Below are 17,102 nucleotides of genomic sequence, written 5' to 3' on the forward strand. Positions count from 1 at the left end.
TCATGAATGAGATCATACATAAGATGGAGCAACATGTTTCAGTTCGTAAATATAAAGAAGAATCAATTCCGAAAGATGTAGTAGAAAAGATGGTGCACGCTGCGCAACATGCAGCTTCATCACATTTTGTACAGGCGTATTCTGTTATATATGTAACAGATCAGGAATTAAAGGCTAAACTAGCAGAGCTATCCGGAAATCGTCATGTGAAGGACTGTGCAGCATTTTTTGTTTGTTGTGCAGATTTAAAACGACTTGAAATTGCATGTAAAAAACATAGTACAGAGATAAAGCATGAGGGAGTAGAAGACTTTATCGTTGCGACGGTAGATGCTTCGCTTTTTGCGCAAAACTTAGCACTAGCAGCAGAATCGTTAGGATACGGTATTTGTTATATTGGTGGTATTCGTAATAATCCGAGAGAAGTGAGTGAACTGCTTCATTTACCTGATAAAGTATATCCTGTATTCGGAATGACAGTCGGCGTACCAGATGAAGATCATGGAGTGAAACCACGTTTACCAGTAGCAGCAATCCTTCATGAAAATGGATATGATGAACAAAAATATGATGAATTACTAAACGAATATGATGAAACGATGAACGCGTATTATAAAGAAAGATCATCAAACAAGAAAAACGTAACATGGACGCAATCAATGAGTTCGTTTATGTCTAAAGAAAAAAGAATGCATATGAAAGAGTTCTTAAGTGAAAAAGGATTAAATAAGAAGTGAGTAAAGAGGCAAACCTGTGATGCGGGTTTGCCTTTTTTGGAGGAGAAAGGTCATTGTCTTCGAATAAGTATAGAGGGAGGGGATAATATGAAAAAAGCTTTAATCTTTTTATTTGATGGATTTGCAGAATTTGAAGTGAATATAGCGAGTTTATTTTTGATCAGTAAGAAAATGAAGTTACAGTAGCAGGAGCAAATCAGGAAGCGTTAGACCCAGTTGTAACAGGTGCGAAAGATATGGTAATTGCGGGTGTTGATTATATGACGTACAGCGCAAAAGCAAAGGGTGAACCTGTTGATATCGTATATCCAAAAAGCGGAACAGTTATTAGTCCACGCGCAGCGGGGATTATGAAGGATAGTAAAAATGTAGAAGGCGCAAAAGAGTTTATTGATTATTTATTATCCGATGATGTACAAAAACAAGTTTCTAAAGCGTATTTATTGCCTGGTAGAACAGATATAAAAGCTGAAAATAGACCAAATGTAGAAGAGATTCCAGTATTAAATATTGATTGGAAAACAGTTGAGAAAGAGCAAGATGAAATAGGAAAACAATTTAAGAAAGTATTTCAATAAGATGGTGATTCCATGGTAAATCGATTCGTATCAGTAAGACAAGTTGGAATGACGGTAGCGTTATTGCTTGTGGCGATGTTAATCGTCATTCCCCTTTTTCTTATTTTGTTTTCTAGTATATATGAAAATAGTAGTTGGAACTTTTTAAAGCCTTTTGAAGTGATGCAGAGTGGTGGATTAGCTGGGATTTTTCTGAATTCGATGCTTCTAGGTGTACTCGTTGTAATAGGAGCTACAATATTTGCATTTCCATTGGCGTTTATTATGAGCAAAACAGATGTAGGAAAGTATAGTAAGTTAGATATTGTTTTTATGATTCCATTTATGACACCGCCGTATATTGGATCAATGGGCTGGATTTTGTTCATGCAACCTAACGGCTATTTTGAACAATTTTTTCCGATGCTAAAGACAGTTTCATCATCGTTTTTTAGTTTAGGAGGTATGGTCTTAATTATGAGTCTGCATTTATTCCCATTCCTTTATTTCATGCTGAAAAACACGTTACTTCAGATTGGGAGTAGTAAAGAAGAAGCTGCAGCAGTTCATGGCGGAAGTTTTTTCTATCGTTTAAGAAAAATAATATTGCCGTTATTAGTATCAAGTTATGTAATGGGTGCTTTACTCATTTTCGTAAAGACGATTGCTGAATTTGGAACACCGGCTACATTCGGACGTAGAATAGGATTCCACGTGTTAACATCAGAAATCCATAAATTTATTTCGAGTTGGCCAATTGATTTTAGTAGTGCAACAGCATTATCTTCTTTATTACTTAGTGCTTGTATGCTCATTTGGTATATGCAAAATGTATTGAATCGAAAGTATTCATATGCAATGGTTAGTGGAAAAGGTGTGAAATCTAAAAGATATACTTTGTCTATATTTACGCGCGTTGTAGCATGGATGTATGTAATTGGTTTATTAATCGTATCAATTGGAATTCCATACTTTTCTATACTTATTGCTTCTTTGTCAAAATTAAGAGGCGGCGGTTTACATGTAAATAACTTTACAACAAGCCATTATGAGGCATTGTTTACAATAGGATCTCCGGGATTAGAGGCTTTATGGAATAGTTTTCTTTTTTCACTCGTAACAGCGATTATCGCGGTAATGATTGGAGTCTTTTTGGCACTTATGATTCGAAAGGGGAAAAAAACCTCTGAAAAATGGCTTGATATGTGCGGTATGTTACCGAATATGGTACCAGGAATCGTTATGGTTGTAGGTCTTATTCTATTTTGGAATTCACCATATATGCCTATGTCAATTTACAATACACCAATCATGGTTATCGTAACGTATGTTGTTCTGTTTTTACCTTACACGGTGCAATATGTAAAATCATCACTCGGACAAATTGATGATTCTCTCATGCAGGCAGGAAGTGTTTTTTCTGGAAATTATATTTATATTTTTAGAAAAATAATAATGCCTCTTATTATCCCAGGCATTCTTGCTGGATGGGCGATGACATTTACAATTTCGATAAGAGAGTTAGTAGCATCGCTTCTCGTATTACCTCCATCAGTAGAAACGTCAGCAACGTTTATTTTTGCTCAATTTGAACAGGGTGAAGTATCTATAGGCATGGCGATGGCCGTTGTTTCTGTTGGACTTACAACAATGTGCTTATTACTGCTGCAACATATGGAGCAAAAACGAAAAGGGGTAGCATGATGAGAGTAGAAGTATGGGGAGGAGCTGGAGAGTACGGTCGCTCCTGCTATTTTGTAAAAAATAAAGAGACGAAAATAGTATTTGATTGTGGTATTAATCGATCTTATGAGGATAGTTATCCAAAAATAGAGAGAGAAGCTGTTCCATTTCTAGATGCGGTATTTTTATCACATATTCATGAAGATCATACGATGGGTTTACCTTTATTAGCGAAGTATGGCTATAAGAAAAAAATTTGGACGACTCGTTATACGAAGGAGCAACTGCCGTTATATTATGAAAAATGGAGAAACTATAATGTGATGCAAGGGTGGGATTTACCTTATAGCGACCAACACATAAAAGATTTAAATTATGTATGTATTGATGAGATTAGCAATCCAAATGAATGGGTACAAATTACTCCTACATTGCGGTTTCAATGGGGATATAGTGGGCATGTATTGGGAGCTGTTTGGTTTTTAGTTGATATGTATAATACATACGTATTTTATTCAGGCGACTATTCAGCAGAGTCTAATATACTACGAGCTAATTTACCTGAGAAATTGGGCCACAATATAAAAGTCGCAATTGTGGATGCCGCTTATCACACAGATGATGTTTCGCAAAATGAACGTGTAAACGAACTATGTGCAGAAATTGAACGAGTTATGCAAAATAAAGGAATAGCATTATTACCGCTGCCACAACTTGGTAGGGCGCAAGATATAGTATTGTATTTATATGAACGATATAAAGAATTTCCTCTTATAGTAGATAAAGAAATCTTGGCTGGATTTGAAGAGATGTTCGCATATAAAGATTGGATAAAAAATAATAAAGAACTTAAATGGGTTATGAAGAGTCTAAAAAGAAACATAATAGTGATGGATAATGACATTAGTATGCAAAATAGTTACGGAATAGTTGTAATGAGTGATGCGAATATGCAAACGAAACGAGCACAGTTATACTATGAACAGCTTCGGAATGAAAAGCGGAATGCCGTTATTTTTACTGGGCGCATTGCGAAAGGGAGTTTTGCAGAAAGAGTTATGAAAGAACCTGTAAGGAGTACATGTAGGGTGAAGCGAGTTCCGTATAAAGTTCACCAAAGTATAAGAGACGTTAAAGAGATGTTAAATACATTATTACCAGAACATACGGTGCTAGTACACGCTTTGAAAGAGGATACAGATCGATTACAACAAAAGCTAAGTACAGCAGGATATGAAAATGTATATTCACTTGCAATGGAACGTATAGAAGTCATTTAAAATACAAAGGGGATAGGTATATGAAAAAAGTATTTGTATTCGTAAGCATTTTCTTTTGTTGTTTCCTTTATAACGTTAAGGAAGGGTTTACTGCTAGTCCAATGAAACCTAGTTTTGAAGTGAAGTTATTATTAAAGCCAGAACAAGTATTAGGTTATAACAAAGAGATGAAGCAAGAGGTGCTAGAACATTTCCAGGCTGGTACAAAATATGAAAGAATACAAGTGCAATTTTTAGATACTGCAAATAAAAGTTTAAGTGATGAAGGTTGGTTTGCTAGAATTCGAAAGAAAGAATTTAGTAAAGATTTTGAACTAACATATAAAAAAAGATATCCTATTCAAAATGGTGTAATTCAAGATGCACTAGAAGTAGCTAAAAAAGAAGGATTCGATAGTAATACGGATAGTTATGAGGCGGAAATAGATTGGGGATTTGAGAAGAAAACATTAAGCATTTCAAATAAGAAAAGTTACAGTGCGAAAGGATATGGGATACTTGATTTACCAAATGAACAAGCTGCTCAAAACATGTTAATAGAAAAATTACCAGGGAAAATGAACAAATGGTTGTATACAAATTGGGGAGAAGAGATGTTAAAGAATTCCCGTATTTACGGTCCTGTATTAATGAAGCGATATACAGGAGAGTTTGAAAACATAAAAGCAAATATTGAAATTTGGCCATTAAGTAATACTGGGAAATTAGAAGATGACTTCGTAATAGAAGTTTCATTTAAAACAAATGAAGAAAGTATTGCGACAAAACAAAGGGAATTATTAATGGCGAGTTTAGAGAAAAAAGGCTGGTTGTTACCGAAAGATAGTTTGAAGACAGAGCTTATTTTTCAGTAAATAGTAAAAAGGAATCCATATGCCATGGATTCCTTTTTATATATGAGTATTAAGCTAAATCAGCTGACACGAACATATCACTATTTTGAAGGTTTTTAGAGCGTAAACTATAAGCAACTACCTTCTTTTTATATTGTTTTACAACATCAACATGCTCTTCATGACTATAAATATAAAATGTAAAATCTTTTTTACCACGTTTTGCATTGATAATTAAAGGTGTGCCTTCATTATGGGGTGGTGCATAATAGCGATCTAAAAATAAACCTTCGTTAAAATCATGAATAATTTTTGATTTCTTTTCGCCTACTAAGTTATTTCCGTTCATTGTAACAGTCACATTCTCTTCTTCGAGTTGTGGATGTGTTTCAAAGCGACTAATAATGGATTCAATAACAGAGTTAGGAAGGCTAGAAACGATAATTTTAAATGCTCCAAATACAACTAACATTACAATAAACCAAGTCGTCATAGTATATCATCCCCTTTATTCTATTTAATAATATAACTCATATGGTAATAGTACATATGGTGAAGTTTTGTATAATTTGTGAAAAATATGCCATTTTCACGAACGAAATGTTAGAAAAATCAATTTTGTTACAAAAAGTTGAAATCGAAGTATTTTAAAAGAAAAAGGTTTATAATAAAAATATAACTAATAACCACATTACTAATTATAAGGAAGTGTAACTATGAGTACTGTAGCAATCGTATATGGTATTATTCTTTCCACAATTATTGTTTTGTTTTTTGTTGGGGTTTCACGTTATATTCATAAATGGAAAGAAGGCGTTGCGAAATTAAATCACATTGAAGAAGAACTTAGTGATTTAATGTTACATCATGGTAAGTAAACATTTATTTTTTAACTAAACAATGTGAAGGATATCACAAAACATGCTTTCCTAATGAAGGCATGTTTTTTTGTTGTTTAAGAAAAGAAGTGTTTTTGTATAAATAATCTAATTATTACTTAAAAAGGGAAATTTATTTAGTATAATATATAATATGTTTATTTTAGGGGGAGTATCATGAGGGGATTAAAAGTTGTTGGAATTATAGCTGGAATTACTATAGTAGGCTGTATAGCTTTCTTTTCAGTGAAGGAATATGTCAATTCCAAAGAAGACTCTAATTATGTGCTAAATTATATAAAAGAACATAAGGATGATAAAACAACTTCTTTAATTGTTAAAAGAAATGGTGAAACATTGACATCAATAAATGAAAAAAAAAACTACCGCTAGCAAGTATGTCGAAAATCGTTATAGCAATTGAATATGCTAAGCAAGTAGCTGAAGGGAAAATAAGAAAAGACGAGCAAATTTCATTGAAAGAATTAGAAAAATACTATGTGAAAAATACTGATGGTGGTGCACACCCTGCATGGCTAGATGATGTAAAAGTTAAAGAGTTAGTGAAGGGTGGTCAAACTTCTTTAGAAGAAGTAGTGAAAGGAATGATCCATTATAGTTCGAATGCGAATGCATCATATTTGTTGGACAAGCTTGGCGCAGCGCGGATAAATGAAAGTTTGAAAGAGTTAGGCTTAAATAGTCACGATGAATTTTATCCAACGTATACAGGGGCATTATATATGAGGGGCTATGTTGAAAAAGAACTGCATATTCCTCAAAATAAAGCATTGGACAAGCTACGTAATATGTCTAATGATGAATATGTTAAGCATGTATGGCAAATACATGAATGGATGAAAGACGAGAAAGAATGGACAAAACGCGAGATATCTTTAAAAGCCGATATGGACTTTCAGCGTATTTGGTCAGATCGGTTTATAAGTGCAAATGCGAAGGATTACATGAGTTTACTGGAAAAGATAAATAGCAGAAATTATTTTACACCACAAATGCAAGGTGAGATTGAGAATATATTTAAAGGAACCGTAGGAGAGGGTATGTTCGAATTTGCTGGACAGAAAGGTGGTTTTACGGCATTTGTATTAACAAATAGTTTCTATGGTACTGATAAAAAAGGGAATAAGATTGAGATTGTCTTTATGATGAACAATTTGAGTGAAAAAGCATTTGAAAAACTTCTAAGTAATATGGATTACTTTATTCGAGATATTGTCATAAGTGAGGAATTCAGAAATAAATTATAATGAAATAATTTTATTATGTAAACAAAAGAGCGCTTATGCAAAGTGCTCTTTTGTAATACAGGATTTTCTAATCTTATTATTGAATATAAATTGAAAATAAGAAAGGAGGTTGAAAAATGACAACAATATATTTCGTTCGCCATGCCCATTCTACATATACAAAAGAAGAACGGGAACGACCTTTATCTGAAAAAGGGCACTGTGATGCAGAGAATGTAACACATTTATTAAAAGATAAACATATTGATGTTGTTATTTCTAGTCCGTACAAAAGAGCAATCCAAACTGTACAAGGAATTGCGAATACATATAAATTATCAATACAAACAGAAGAAGATTTGCGTGAAAGATTATTGAGCACAGAGCCAGTATCAAATTTTAATGATGCTATGCAGAATGTGTGGGAAGATTGGAGTTTTGCATACGAAGGCGGAGAATCGAATGATATCGCACAAAGGCGCGCTGTAATATGTATGCAAAATATATTAAAACAATATGAAGGTAAGAATATTGTAATAGGTACGCATGGAAATATTATGGTATTACTCATGAATTATTTTAATTCGAAATATGATTTTGAGTTTTGGAAAACACTTCATATGCCTGATGTGTATAAATTAAATTTTGATAAAAATCGTTTCATTTCTGCTGAAAGAATAGAGAAAACAGGTCATCGGTTAAATATTTTGTAAAAGTTTATCAAAAAAAAGAGGAAAGAGAGAAGTTATTGTAGAAGTATGACTTTGTAACATAAAAAATATATGTTAAAGGAGGCTGTTTACATGTTTGAGAAAGAGAAAGAAGGGCTTATTGAAGTTCAAAACGTATATGAAATTGCACCAGAAGATGGAACAATCATTGGTATGGCAACGGAAGAAGAAATGGAAATTGCTGCTGAACTAGAGTTACAGTACTATGCCCATTCTCGTTTGTTAGAAGCAAATATTCAGTTAGACGGTTCCTCCTACAAAGAGTTACTTCAGGAGTTCCAGGAGTACGAAAGAAAATCAATGAGCTTTTGGCGAGCGATACATAAACGTTTAGCTGTGCCATGGGCGTGGGTACTACGTATTGATGTTGCGAATGGCCCTATATATGTAAGTAATGGAAGTTCATATTACGAAGAAATCGATGATGAAGAAGATTATGAATAGATAAGTAAGGAAGCAGCTTTAGTTGCTTCCTTTTTTGATATGTAAGAAATGAATCGCCTCAATAATAATATCTGGTCGATCATTTTCTATACCGTGACTAGCATGTTCGGCAAGAATATATTGGCTGTTAGTTGAGAGGTGTAATTGTTCGTGAATTAGTTCTTGCCACATTGCTTCAAGTCGTGTTGCTTCCTCTTTTGGCATGCCACCATTAGTCAATTGAGTAATAGAATATTGAGGATCTCTACCGATAACGATTAATGGTATTTCTAATGTTTTACATAGCTCTTTTAGTGAGAGAGCACAGTTTTTCCACGCCGATAGTTCAGAAGCTGTCGCTTTATATAATGAAGGCGAGGTAGAGAATTCAATTTGCTGTTTTGATTGATTGGTGAGAATAGGTTTTAGTTCATTATAAAGTGTGTCTACATCCATTTTGGAATATATATTATATTTTTGAAACCAAACATCATCAGAATCAGTTTGATCAGAAATTGGTAAATGAAGTTCATCTAAACGGTGTAAGTTCATCGAAGTAGAATCAACTAAAATAAGTGCTTGCAGCTTATCTTCATGTAACATCGCAAAATGTTGTGCACATAATCCTCCATAGGAATGACCGATTAGAATAAATGGTTCTTGAATAGCTAGTTTGTTTAGTAACATATGTAGCTCTTTTGTAACTTGCCTTATTGTACGCGGCTGATTGCCTAAATCACTTTTTCCGTAACCTGGGCGATGGTATGAAACAACTGTAAAGTGCTCTGAAAGCTTTTCTATAATAGGAAACCAATCATAAAATGAGCAAGTCATTCCGGTTTGAATGACTACAGTTTGTTTACCATCTCCTTTTATATGTACTTCTATATTTTGCCCCATTATTTCTACAAATTTATGAATGTTAATTCCTCCTAAGCTTGAAATAATTTTTGACAAGCAAAAACGATACACCAAACACCTATACCAAGTAGGACAGATGTACTAAGTGTAAATGAATTTTTTAAACCAATATAGACAATAAATAATAGTAGTGCTGATGCGGGGAATCCATATAATACCCCTAAAGCAAATTGACTCAATTCTTGTTTATTTCCGCCTTCGAATGAAATCCAAAATAGACTAAGTAAACTCACGAGAGGAAGGGCAGCAATAAAGCCACCTATCGTACTGTAATGTTTAGCGACTTCAGTGATAACGCCGATAATAAGTGCCGAAACGATTATTTTAACGAGGAAATGCATATTTTGCCTCCTTCGCTAATAAGGAAAATGCTTTTTCAATTAATTGTTGTTCTTCTTTTGATAACTGTGATTCTAATATTTTTATCTTTTCTTTATCTAGTAAAGTATGTTTTTCTAATACTTCAATTCCTTCAATTGTTAATGTAAGGTTTACCACTCTTTCATCTTTTTTATTTCTCTCTTTAACGATGAAACCCTTTTGAATAAGGCGTTTTATATGTTCAGATGCTGTGTTATGAGAAAGACTAAGCTCAGTAGCGACTTTTCCAATTGTTATATCTTTCTCACGAGAAACGATTTGTAAAATACGAATTGCTTGGTGGGAAAGATTGTCCTCGTATTCGTATCGTAAGTGATAATAAATGCTCTCCCAATGTTGATTAATGTTGTTCATAATAATAAATCCCCTTTTTATATCGTATAGTAAGATATATTCGTCATTTTAGAAATAAAACCCTTTTATTTGGATAAAAAATGTTGAAAAAGTTTATTTTTATTGAAATATAAGGTAATCTATGTGTAAAGGTATACATTTAGCAAGAGAGAGGATGATAGCTGTGAATACATTCAAATGGATTAGTCATGAACAGATGTATGTAGATGAAATACATGTTGAAAAATGTGGTCCTCTTTCAGTCGGCGTATATGGGGGAAATCAAGAGAGTGATGCATGTGAACGAGGAGATGCGGTGCTGGCTTGGTGGGATCCTGAATTACACTTTGAATTTGTTATGATTTTTGATACACATCACAAAACAAAAAATATAGATTATATAATAGAAGCGATTTCGGAAAGAAAAGAAAAACTAAAAGAGTTATTCTCATATCCAATACATTTAGCTTTTCATCATACACATATGTACTTATTAGCGTTATTTACAGATGAGTTATTTATTAAAAAGTGTGATCAAGATGATGAGGAACTCGCTTGCTTAATTTGTTTACGAAAAGGCGAATTTTTATATTGGTTATCAGTTGGTGATTGTTTCGCGTATTTATTCCATTCTGAGAAAACGAAAAATGGAAAAGGACGATTAAATAAACGGAAAAATTACGAATATATTGGCAGGAAAAATATTTTTGCAGCAAATACACCTTGCTTTACGTCAGGTGTAAGAGGATTAGAAAAAGGAATGAATCACATTGTAATGGCAACGGACGGTATTTTAGAGTGTGATAAACGAAGGTTTGATGATGATCAATCTTTAGTAGAAATATTACATGACGGGAATAGCTTGCAGATTGAGCCAGTATTAACAAATGTACTGCAGTGGAAAGGTAGAGATTGTGCCACGATTATTGGGTGGTCTATTGATACTGATAATAAACAATGTGCTAATTAATATAAAAGGAGTTCAAGGCTTTTATCCTTGAACTCCTTTTTGTTAAGCAATATGAATATGATATGTTTTTAACCATTCATTTACTTGTAGCATATACTCCATGGCACTTCTTGCCTCAAAATTGTTAATCTCTTTATTACTTTGATCAGCAATTGAAAGTAAGATGGAATGGTTAATAAGTGAGAAAATAGGATTGTTTTTATTGCTACACATATCAAGTGTTAAATTACGGATTGTTTGTAAGTAGTGTGGATCTTGTGAAGTTGGATAAGCGCTTTTTCTTCTATTACGTACATCGTCAGGTAAAGCTGGTTGTAGTGCTCTACGTAAAATGCCTTTTTCAATATTATCAATACTTTTTATGTTGAAAGGAACATTCCATAAATATTCAACTAATCTATAATCGCAAAACGGTACACGAACTTCAAATCCAACAGCCATACTCATGCGATCTTTACGGTCAAGTAAGAAAGGAAGGAATCTTGTTAAAAATAAATAAAACATTTGGCGTTGTTTCGCGGATTTTTTACTTTCCCCTTCAAGAGTAGGTACTTCAAGTATCGCTTCTTGGAATCGTGTATCAATATAGTTTTCTAGATTACATTGGTTACTTACTTCATTTAGTAGAAGAGGAGATGTATTTTTCCAATTTGTTAGCCAAGGAAACTTATCTACATATAGTAATTCTTCTTGATGAAACCAAGGGTATCCACCGAATACTTCATCAGCCGATTCACCGGATAAAGCTACGGTCGCATCTTTTTTCATTTCGCAAAATAGTAAATATAGTGAAGTTTCCATTTCACCAGCACTCGGTAAATCTTTCGCATGAAGGGGAACGAATAAGTGATTTGCTAATTCTTCAGCATTCACAATAATATCATGATGCGCTGTCCCTACATGTTCAGAAACGCGTTTTACCCAAGGAGCGTCTAAACCAGTGCGAGCAAATGTCAGCTCGAAATCTTTTGCACTATTTACAAAGTCAACGGAATACGTATGAAGTGTTTTATTTTCCGCAGCAAATTCTTTACCCGCAAGTGCAGTAATACCGCTAGAGTCTAATCCGCCTGATAACATACAAACGAGAGGAACATCGGCAATTAATTGTCTTTTTACTGTATCTTGTAAAATAGATAAAATATGCGAAGATGTATCTTCTATAGAGTCTGTATGGAACTTACTTTCTAAATTCCAATACTTCGTAACTACTTTTTTATGACGTGTAAACGTTATACAATGTCCAGCACGCACTTCTTGAATATGTTTAAAGACGCCACATCCAGGAGTTCGAAATAAGCCTAATCCAAATATTTCATTTATGCCATCCGCATCAATTTCAGCAGGAACAGATGGATGCGCTAATAATGCTTTTATTTCAGATCCGAAAATAATGCTGTCATTTCTTTCTGTGTAAAAGAGTGGTTTTACACCTAAATGATCACGCGCTAAAAATAATTGTTGCTTCTGATCATCCCATAAGGCGAAAGCGAAAATTCCGTTTAAATGTCGTACGCAGTCTTCTTTCCATTCTAGATAAGCATGTAGTAACACTTCTGTATCTGAATGGGTTTCAAATGCATGCCCACATTTTTGAAGCTGCTCTTTAAGTTCACGGAAATTATAAATTTCTCCATTATAAGTAAGAGCATACGTATAATCACCAGCACGGAATGTCTTCGGCTGTGTACCGCCTTCTGGATCAATTACAATTAAACGCCGGTGTGCAAAGGCCGCATGAGGTGAAAACCAAAATCCTTCAGCATCTGGACCACGATGCTGAATACTATTTGCCATCTTTTTTAAAATAACATGTTGATTTGAAAGGTCTTCCTTCCAATCTACCCAACCTGTAATTCCACACATACACATCTCATCTCCTAAATTAAAATAGTAGATTAACGAAATAAAATGTACACCAAGTTAAAAAATGACTATATAAATAGTGTACTACATGAATTAAATTACAGACTTGAGAAAATTTTCTTTGAACGCATAGTTATATGAGACAATGGCTAAGGGAAAGTATTCCATTACATACAAAAAATAAAAAAGATGAGAGAAAAAATTTTCTCAGACGTTATATAGGATGTAAAAGCTTTTACAAAACAATAAGGGGAATCGCTACATGAAATCAAATGAGAAAAATTTTATAAAAAGATTACAGTGGCAAAAAGAAGACGCGTTAGAATTTGTTGTCGATACATACTTACCACTCATAAAGGGGATCACGCATAAAGTTCTACTCCCAATTCAAAATGATGGACTCATAGAGGAATGTATAAACGATATATTTCTTTCCATTTGGAATAACGCAAATAAATTTCATGGAGAGCCGAGTGATTTTAAAAAGTGGATTGCAGCGATTGCGAAGTTTAAAGCAATTGATTATTACCGGAAATCGACTAAAACAGTAGAAATCATTTCAGATGAGTTTTATATTAGTACAGAAAAATCAGCAGAAGACGAATTAATCGTTATGGAAGATAGGGAAGAATTATTGAAGCTCATTAATCAATTAGAACCGCTAGATCAAAAGGTGTTCATTATGAAATATTTACTTGGTATGAAGACAGAGGAAATAGGTGACAAGTTAGGATTAACCCGGGCAGCAATCGATAATCGAGTGTACCGGGGAAAAAAGAAACTACAACAAAATGCTACGAATATTAGTTTTGGAGGTAGTGCAATATGAAAGACATTTATGAACTATTAAATGATATTGATATAGACGAAAAAGAACTAGAAGAAATTGAGGCTTCTGAAATTGAAAAGGAAAAAGTAAAACGAAATGTCAAACAATCGATACGTACGAAGAAAAAGATGAAAAGTTGGAAAAAAGGTGTCGCTGCTGCATCAATTTTAGTAGGGTTATCGGTTGCAACTCTTGGTATCGGTTTTCCTACATATGCTGGAGGGTTGCCAATTGTAGGTGACATATTCCGATTTTTAGATAATGGTAGAACGGGGTTATATGAAAACTCTAAAACTGACGCAGGGAAGATAATGGAGCCTCATTATAATTATAAACAATACACTACAGTACTAAATATGACAAAAGAAAGCAAGGGAATAAAGATAACGATTAATGATGCCATTTTTGATGGGAAGACAGTATCAATAAACTATTCTATAGAAAGTAACAGAGATCTAGGCGAAAATCCAAGTACGTTGGATTTTTTAACTATTAAAGGAGCAGGTACCCAATCAGGTAGCAATAAAATTACTAAAGTCGCAGATAGAAAATATACAGGTTTAATAAAAACAAGTAGCGATCTAGTTGGTAGTAAAGAAACTATAGTGAATGTTGAATGGAATGTACAAAGTATAGCCATTTTAGAAACTGAAGAAGAGATAAAAGGGGATTGGAATTTTAATATTAATCTAAAAGGAATAGAAAATAAAGAGACATTGATTGGAGGTAGTACAGAAAAAGATGGTGTCAAAGTAAATATGGAGAGAATGGAAATAACACCAATTTCGTTTATTCTATATTACAACCAAGAAGTATCTCAAAAGATAAGGGGTGTATGGGATGGAGTGGATGTCGATTTAGAAGTGAGAGATGATTTAGGTAATCAGTATTATGGAGAAGGAAATGGAGGTTCAGGTGAAGATTCTTATAATTTTAATTGGAGTAAAACATTCCAACAACTTAATGAGAACGCTACTAAGTTAATAATAACACCTCACGTTAATTTAAGAATCCACAATCCTGAAAATTATGGATCGGTAACAATAGTTGAAGGACAAGTAAAGGAGCGTTTTGTACCTCGAAGATTGGGAGGCAATAAGGGTATTGTATTAGATGATATTGTCATTGATTTAAAGAAATAAAAGAGAGACTGCCTAAAATCATTTAGGCAGTCTTTTTTTGTTAAGAACTAGTAACGAGCAATGCATGCGGATGCTGCGTTTTATATTCATCTTTCCACGAAATATTTAGTTGTTCCCACGATTCGCCGCTATCATTGGATTGAAAGACGCCATTGTTATTTAACGTGTAAAACGTATGTGGTTCTACCTTGTTTGTAGCAAACATCGAAATGACTGTACCGATTGCAGATGGTAGTCCTTGTTGTACTTGCTGGAACGGAGTATCTTTCGTTTTTCGATAAATATAAGATTCATAAGGGATACGATGATGAGCGAGATCAGCACTTGGCGCGGCAGAAACGAGAATCGTATCACAATCAGCTGGATCAATTGCCATGCTGTATAAATAATGATGTTCAAGTCCTTCACTACATGAGATCCAGCTGTTTCCATTGTTATAACTTTCAAGATATGCACGATCAGGTCCGCCCATAAATCCGTCACCACATGATGCATAAAGGCGATTTGGTGCTTCAGGGTGCATAAGCAATTGATGTGCATCGATAGGGGCACCGAATTTTTTATCAATCCATGTATGCCCTTTATCGTTACTTTGAATAACAGCACCAGCTTCGATTGAAACGTGTATTGTATTAGGGTTATTTGGGTCAACTGTAATCCAGCGTACGTGATGGGTAAAAGGTCTAGGCGGAAATGCCCACGTATAAGAAGATAATAATGATTTCATATTTTTAAGTTCAGTCCACGTTTCACCACCATTTTCAGAGCGAAATAAAGCGCTCGGTTCTGTGCCGACATAAACGACACCATATCCGTTAACTTGTTCATTTGAGCTTATTGTTATGGAAGTGATAGAGGAGTGCAAAATACCATCTTCTTTAGGGAAATCAAAGTAACGATAAGAATCTCCAATTGGTCTCCATGAATCCCCGCTATCGTCACTGAACCATAGACCTCGTCCAAATGTTCCGCAATATACACGATTCTTTTGAAATGGATCAACAGCGATACAGGTAGGTTGCATATTTTGTAAGTGATAAGTCGTTTCATAGTTATCATTGTGTTCTTTCACTACAACAAGTTCACGTTCCATACAGATAAATAAACGTTTCATTTAAGTAACCTCCTTAAAAATTCTTTCATTAGTAAACAATATGAAAATAAAAAAGAAGTAGTCTTGTTTTATTTGAGAAAAAGGGATTGTTTAAAAAATAGCGAAGTGTGTATACAGAGGAAGCGGGCGTTTACAATCAGTCAATTCGGGATAAAGATGGGGAGTTTGTTTCATACTAACATACAGATATTGTACTTAAAGGAGTATAAGTATGGGACATTCGCATGATCATGGTCATTCAAAAAATAAAAAGGCGTTACTAATTGCCTTCCTACTAACAACAAGTTTTATGATTGCAGAAGTTGTTGGTGGATTTGTAACAAATAGCTTAGCACTACTATCTGACGCGGGGCATATGCTAAGTGATGCAGTATCTTTAGCTTTAAGTTTACTTGCGTTTAAACTCGGAGAAAAAACAGCAACAACTGCGAAAACATACGGGTATAAGCGAGTCGAAATGTTAGCAGCATTATGTAACGGTGTCGTTCTTATTGTCATTTCGGTATACATTTTTATTGAAGCAATCCGTCGTTTTAAAGAACCAGTTGAGATTGCTAGTAATGGGATGCTCATTATTGCAGTCCTTGGTCTGCTTATTAATATTTTATCAGCTTGGATATTAATGAGAGGCGGAGATGTAAAAGGTAATTTGAATTTAAGAAGTGCTTTCCTGCACGTACTAGGCGATCTATTGGGTTCCGTCGGAGCGATTATTGCTGCGTTACTTATTAAATTTTTCGGATGGACTGCTGCAGATGCGATTGCTAGTATTCTTGTGTCTATTTTAGTCATTATTAGTGGATGGCGTGTAACACGTGATACGGTTCATATATTAATGGAAGGTGCACCACAGCACATAAATGTTGAAGAGGTAAAAAGTACGTTATTAAATATTCCGATTGTCAAAGAAGTTCATGATTTGCACATATGGTCTGTCACATCAGATTTTCAAGTATTAACATGTCATCTTATTATTAAAGGTAATGAAACGCAAAGTGTATTAAAAGAGGCTACGTATGTATTAAAGGAGAAATTTCATGTAGAACATGTCACCATTCAAGTAGAAATAGATGGTGAATTTCATCACGATGAGACAACTTGCAAAGTATGAAAGAAAAAGGATAAGAAAAAGTGTCATAACATTTTTCGCACGGCATACATATATATAATGTGGCCA

Annotated in this window: 18 protein-coding genes and 3 pseudogenes; 15 read left to right on the forward strand and 6 right to left on the reverse strand. The window is 34.1% G+C overall.

Annotation, left to right across the window (positions count from 1 at the left end; genetic code table 11):
• Nucleotides 1-2 precede the first annotated feature (2 nt).
• The 6 genes and pseudogenes from nfsA (at nucleotide 3) to V6946_RS08635 (ending at nucleotide 5,111) form a co-directional block, all read left to right on the forward strand.
• Nucleotides 3-737 carry an oxygen-insensitive NADPH nitroreductase gene (gene nfsA / locus V6946_RS08610; protein ID WP_006922650.1) on the forward strand — a complete coding sequence of 245 codons (735 nt, stop codon included), beginning with the start codon at nucleotides 3-5 and terminating at the stop codon, nucleotides 735-737.
• A 69-nt stretch (nucleotides 738-806) separates the two neighbouring features.
• Nucleotides 807-917 (forward strand): annotated as a pseudogene (locus tag V6946_RS08615) (glutamine amidotransferase); the annotation flags it as partial.
• Nucleotides 905-1,315: pseudogene (locus V6946_RS08620) on the forward strand (extracellular solute-binding protein); the annotation flags it as partial. The pseudogenes V6946_RS08615 and V6946_RS08620, both read left to right, overlap by 13 nt.
• A 12-nt stretch (nucleotides 1,316-1,327) precedes the next feature.
• Nucleotides 1,328-2,998, forward strand: a complete 1,671-nt coding sequence (locus tag V6946_RS08625) for an iron ABC transporter permease (protein ID WP_006923285.1) — start codon at nucleotides 1,328-1,330, stop codon at nucleotides 2,996-2,998.
• Complete coding sequence (locus V6946_RS08630; RefSeq protein WP_366981902.1) at nucleotides 2,995-4,257, forward strand: MBL fold metallo-hydrolase; 1,263 nt, start codon at nucleotides 2,995-2,997, stop codon at nucleotides 4,255-4,257. The genes V6946_RS08625 and V6946_RS08630 overlap by 4 nt, the downstream gene beginning before the upstream one ends.
• 20 nt (nucleotides 4,258-4,277) lie before the next feature.
• Nucleotides 4,278-5,111, forward strand: coding sequence for a hypothetical protein (locus tag V6946_RS08635; protein ID WP_000755327.1), 834 nt, complete (start codon nucleotides 4,278-4,280; stop codon nucleotides 5,109-5,111).
• A 49-nt stretch (nucleotides 5,112-5,160) separates the two neighbouring features.
• On the opposite strand, the gene V6946_RS08640 is transcribed toward V6946_RS08635, so the two are convergent.
• Nucleotides 5,161-5,583 (reverse strand): YfmQ family protein, encoded by a 423-nt coding sequence (locus tag V6946_RS08640; protein WP_000214579.1) that lies wholly within the window; start codon nucleotides 5,581-5,583, stop codon nucleotides 5,161-5,163.
• 41 nt (nucleotides 5,584-5,624) lie between these two features.
• On the opposite strand from V6946_RS08640, the gene V6946_RS08645 reads away from it, so the two are divergent.
• From V6946_RS08645 to V6946_RS08665, 5 genes and pseudogenes are all read left to right on the forward strand, one after another.
• Nucleotides 5,625-5,741, forward strand: a complete 117-nt coding sequence (locus tag V6946_RS08645) for a hypothetical protein (protein WP_001987133.1) — start codon at nucleotides 5,625-5,627, stop codon at nucleotides 5,739-5,741.
• Nucleotides 5,742-5,806: 65 nt separating this feature from the next.
• On the forward strand, nucleotides 5,807-5,968 hold the full coding sequence (locus V6946_RS08650) for a hypothetical protein (protein WP_000108701.1): 162 nt from the start codon (nucleotides 5,807-5,809) through the stop codon (nucleotides 5,966-5,968).
• Between the two features lie 177 nt (nucleotides 5,969-6,145).
• A pseudogene (locus tag V6946_RS08655) lies at nucleotides 6,146-7,236 on the forward strand (serine hydrolase).
• A 116-nt stretch (nucleotides 7,237-7,352) separates the two neighbouring features.
• Nucleotides 7,353-7,928: a histidine phosphatase family protein gene (locus tag V6946_RS08660; RefSeq protein ID WP_000208265.1), complete on the forward strand. Its 576-nt coding sequence runs from the start codon at nucleotides 7,353-7,355 to the stop codon at nucleotides 7,926-7,928.
• A gap of 90 nt (nucleotides 7,929-8,018) precedes the next feature.
• The gene (locus V6946_RS08665; RefSeq protein ID WP_000461779.1) at nucleotides 8,019-8,390 is read left to right on the forward strand and encodes a hypothetical protein; all 372 of its coding nucleotides are present in this window, start codon (nucleotides 8,019-8,021) and stop codon (nucleotides 8,388-8,390) included.
• A gap of 18 nt (nucleotides 8,391-8,408) precedes the next feature.
• Here V6946_RS08665 and V6946_RS08670 read toward each other — a convergent pair whose 3' ends face one another.
• From V6946_RS08670 to V6946_RS08680, 3 genes are read right to left on the reverse strand one after another with little or no spacing between them, the layout of a single operon-like run.
• Complete coding sequence (locus tag V6946_RS08670) at nucleotides 8,409-9,341, reverse strand: alpha/beta fold hydrolase (protein WP_140335643.1); 933 nt, start codon at nucleotides 9,339-9,341, stop codon at nucleotides 8,409-8,411.
• Nucleotides 9,302-9,631: a DUF3147 family protein gene (locus V6946_RS08675; protein ID WP_000545608.1), complete on the reverse strand. Its 330-nt coding sequence runs from the start codon at nucleotides 9,629-9,631 to the stop codon at nucleotides 9,302-9,304. Before V6946_RS08675 ends, V6946_RS08670 begins: the two co-directional genes overlap by 40 nt.
• The gene (locus tag V6946_RS08680) at nucleotides 9,615-10,025 is read right to left on the reverse strand and encodes a MarR family winged helix-turn-helix transcriptional regulator (RefSeq protein WP_001059785.1); all 411 of its coding nucleotides are present in this window, start codon (nucleotides 10,023-10,025) and stop codon (nucleotides 9,615-9,617) included. The genes V6946_RS08675 and V6946_RS08680 overlap by 17 nt, the downstream gene beginning before the upstream one ends.
• A 121-nt stretch (nucleotides 10,026-10,146) precedes the next feature.
• On the opposite strand from V6946_RS08680, the gene V6946_RS08685 reads away from it, so the two are divergent.
• Nucleotides 10,147-10,974, forward strand: coding sequence for a protein phosphatase 2C domain-containing protein (locus V6946_RS08685; RefSeq protein WP_366981900.1), 828 nt, complete (start codon nucleotides 10,147-10,149; stop codon nucleotides 10,972-10,974).
• A 42-nt stretch (nucleotides 10,975-11,016) separates the two neighbouring features.
• Here the strand turns inward: V6946_RS08685 and asnB are convergent, their stop codons facing one another.
• A complete protein-coding gene (asnB, locus tag V6946_RS08690; RefSeq protein ID WP_006923271.1) occupies nucleotides 11,017-12,840 on the reverse strand; it encodes an asparagine synthase (glutamine-hydrolyzing) in 1,824 nt (607 codons plus the stop codon).
• A 262-nt stretch (nucleotides 12,841-13,102) separates the two neighbouring features.
• Here asnB and V6946_RS08695 point away from each other — a divergent pair, with 262 nt between their 5' ends.
• Nucleotides 13,103-13,669, forward strand: a complete 567-nt coding sequence (locus V6946_RS08695; RefSeq protein WP_006923269.1) for a sigma-70 family RNA polymerase sigma factor — start codon at nucleotides 13,103-13,105, stop codon at nucleotides 13,667-13,669.
• The gene (locus V6946_RS08700; protein WP_006923267.1) at nucleotides 13,666-14,811 is read left to right on the forward strand and encodes a DUF4179 domain-containing protein; all 1,146 of its coding nucleotides are present in this window, start codon (nucleotides 13,666-13,668) and stop codon (nucleotides 14,809-14,811) included. Before V6946_RS08695 ends, V6946_RS08700 begins: the two co-directional genes overlap by 4 nt.
• 40 nt (nucleotides 14,812-14,851) lie before the next feature.
• Here V6946_RS08700 and V6946_RS08705 read toward each other — a convergent pair whose 3' ends face one another.
• Entirely contained in the window at nucleotides 14,852-15,925 is a 1,074-nt protein-coding gene (locus V6946_RS08705; protein WP_006923265.1) for a hypothetical protein, read from the reverse strand.
• A 211-nt stretch (nucleotides 15,926-16,136) separates the two neighbouring features.
• On the opposite strand from V6946_RS08705, the gene V6946_RS08710 reads away from it, so the two are divergent.
• Nucleotides 16,137-17,036, forward strand: a complete 900-nt coding sequence (locus V6946_RS08710) for a cation diffusion facilitator family transporter (RefSeq protein WP_000510034.1) — start codon at nucleotides 16,137-16,139, stop codon at nucleotides 17,034-17,036.
• Nucleotides 17,037-17,102: the final 66 nt, after the last annotated feature.

It is taken from the genome of Bacillus sp. PPSBB_2 (assembly GCF_045291115.1).
Taxonomy (GTDB): Bacteria; Bacillota; Bacilli; order Bacillales; family Bacillaceae_G; genus Bacillus_A; species Bacillus_A cereus.

Coding starts and splice junctions, on each gene's coding strand:
- V6946_RS08695 (WP_006923269.1), top strand. CDS start 13,103: ATGAAATCAAATGAGAAAAATTTTATAAAAAGATTACAGTGGCAAAAA.
- V6946_RS08650 (WP_000108701.1), top strand. CDS start 5,807: ATGAGTACTGTAGCAATCGTATATGGTATTATTCTTTCCACAATTATT.
- V6946_RS08675 (WP_000545608.1), bottom strand. CDS start 9,631: ATGCATTTCCTCGTTAAAATAATCGTTTCGGCACTTATTATCGGCGTT.
- V6946_RS08625 (WP_006923285.1), top strand. CDS start 1,328: ATGGTAAATCGATTCGTATCAGTAAGACAAGTTGGAATGACGGTAGCG.
- V6946_RS08680 (WP_001059785.1), bottom strand. CDS start 10,025: ATGAACAACATTAATCAACATTGGGAGAGCATTTATTATCACTTACGA.
- V6946_RS08645 (WP_001987133.1), top strand. CDS start 5,625: ATGGTAATAGTACATATGGTGAAGTTTTGTATAATTTGTGAAAAATAT.
- nfsA (WP_006922650.1), top strand. CDS start 3: ATGAATGAGATCATACATAAGATGGAGCAACATGTTTCAGTTCGTAAA.
- V6946_RS08685 (WP_366981900.1), top strand. CDS start 10,147: ATGTGTAAAGGTATACATTTAGCAAGAGAGAGGATGATAGCTGTGAAT.
- V6946_RS08705 (WP_006923265.1), bottom strand. CDS start 15,925: ATGAAACGTTTATTTATCTGTATGGAACGTGAACTTGTTGTAGTGAAA.
- asnB (WP_006923271.1), bottom strand. CDS start 12,840: ATGTGTGGAATTACAGGTTGGGTAGATTGGAAGGAAGACCTTTCAAAT.
- V6946_RS08660 (WP_000208265.1), top strand. CDS start 7,353: ATGACAACAATATATTTCGTTCGCCATGCCCATTCTACATATACAAAA.
- V6946_RS08710 (WP_000510034.1), top strand. CDS start 16,137: ATGGGACATTCGCATGATCATGGTCATTCAAAAAATAAAAAGGCGTTA.
- V6946_RS08635 (WP_000755327.1), top strand. CDS start 4,278: ATGAAAAAAGTATTTGTATTCGTAAGCATTTTCTTTTGTTGTTTCCTT.
- V6946_RS08630 (WP_366981902.1), top strand. CDS start 2,995: ATGATGAGAGTAGAAGTATGGGGAGGAGCTGGAGAGTACGGTCGCTCC.
- V6946_RS08700 (WP_006923267.1), top strand. CDS start 13,666: ATGAAAGACATTTATGAACTATTAAATGATATTGATATAGACGAAAAA.
- V6946_RS08665 (WP_000461779.1), top strand. CDS start 8,019: ATGTTTGAGAAAGAGAAAGAAGGGCTTATTGAAGTTCAAAACGTATAT.
- V6946_RS08640 (WP_000214579.1), bottom strand. CDS start 5,583: ATGACGACTTGGTTTATTGTAATGTTAGTTGTATTTGGAGCATTTAAA.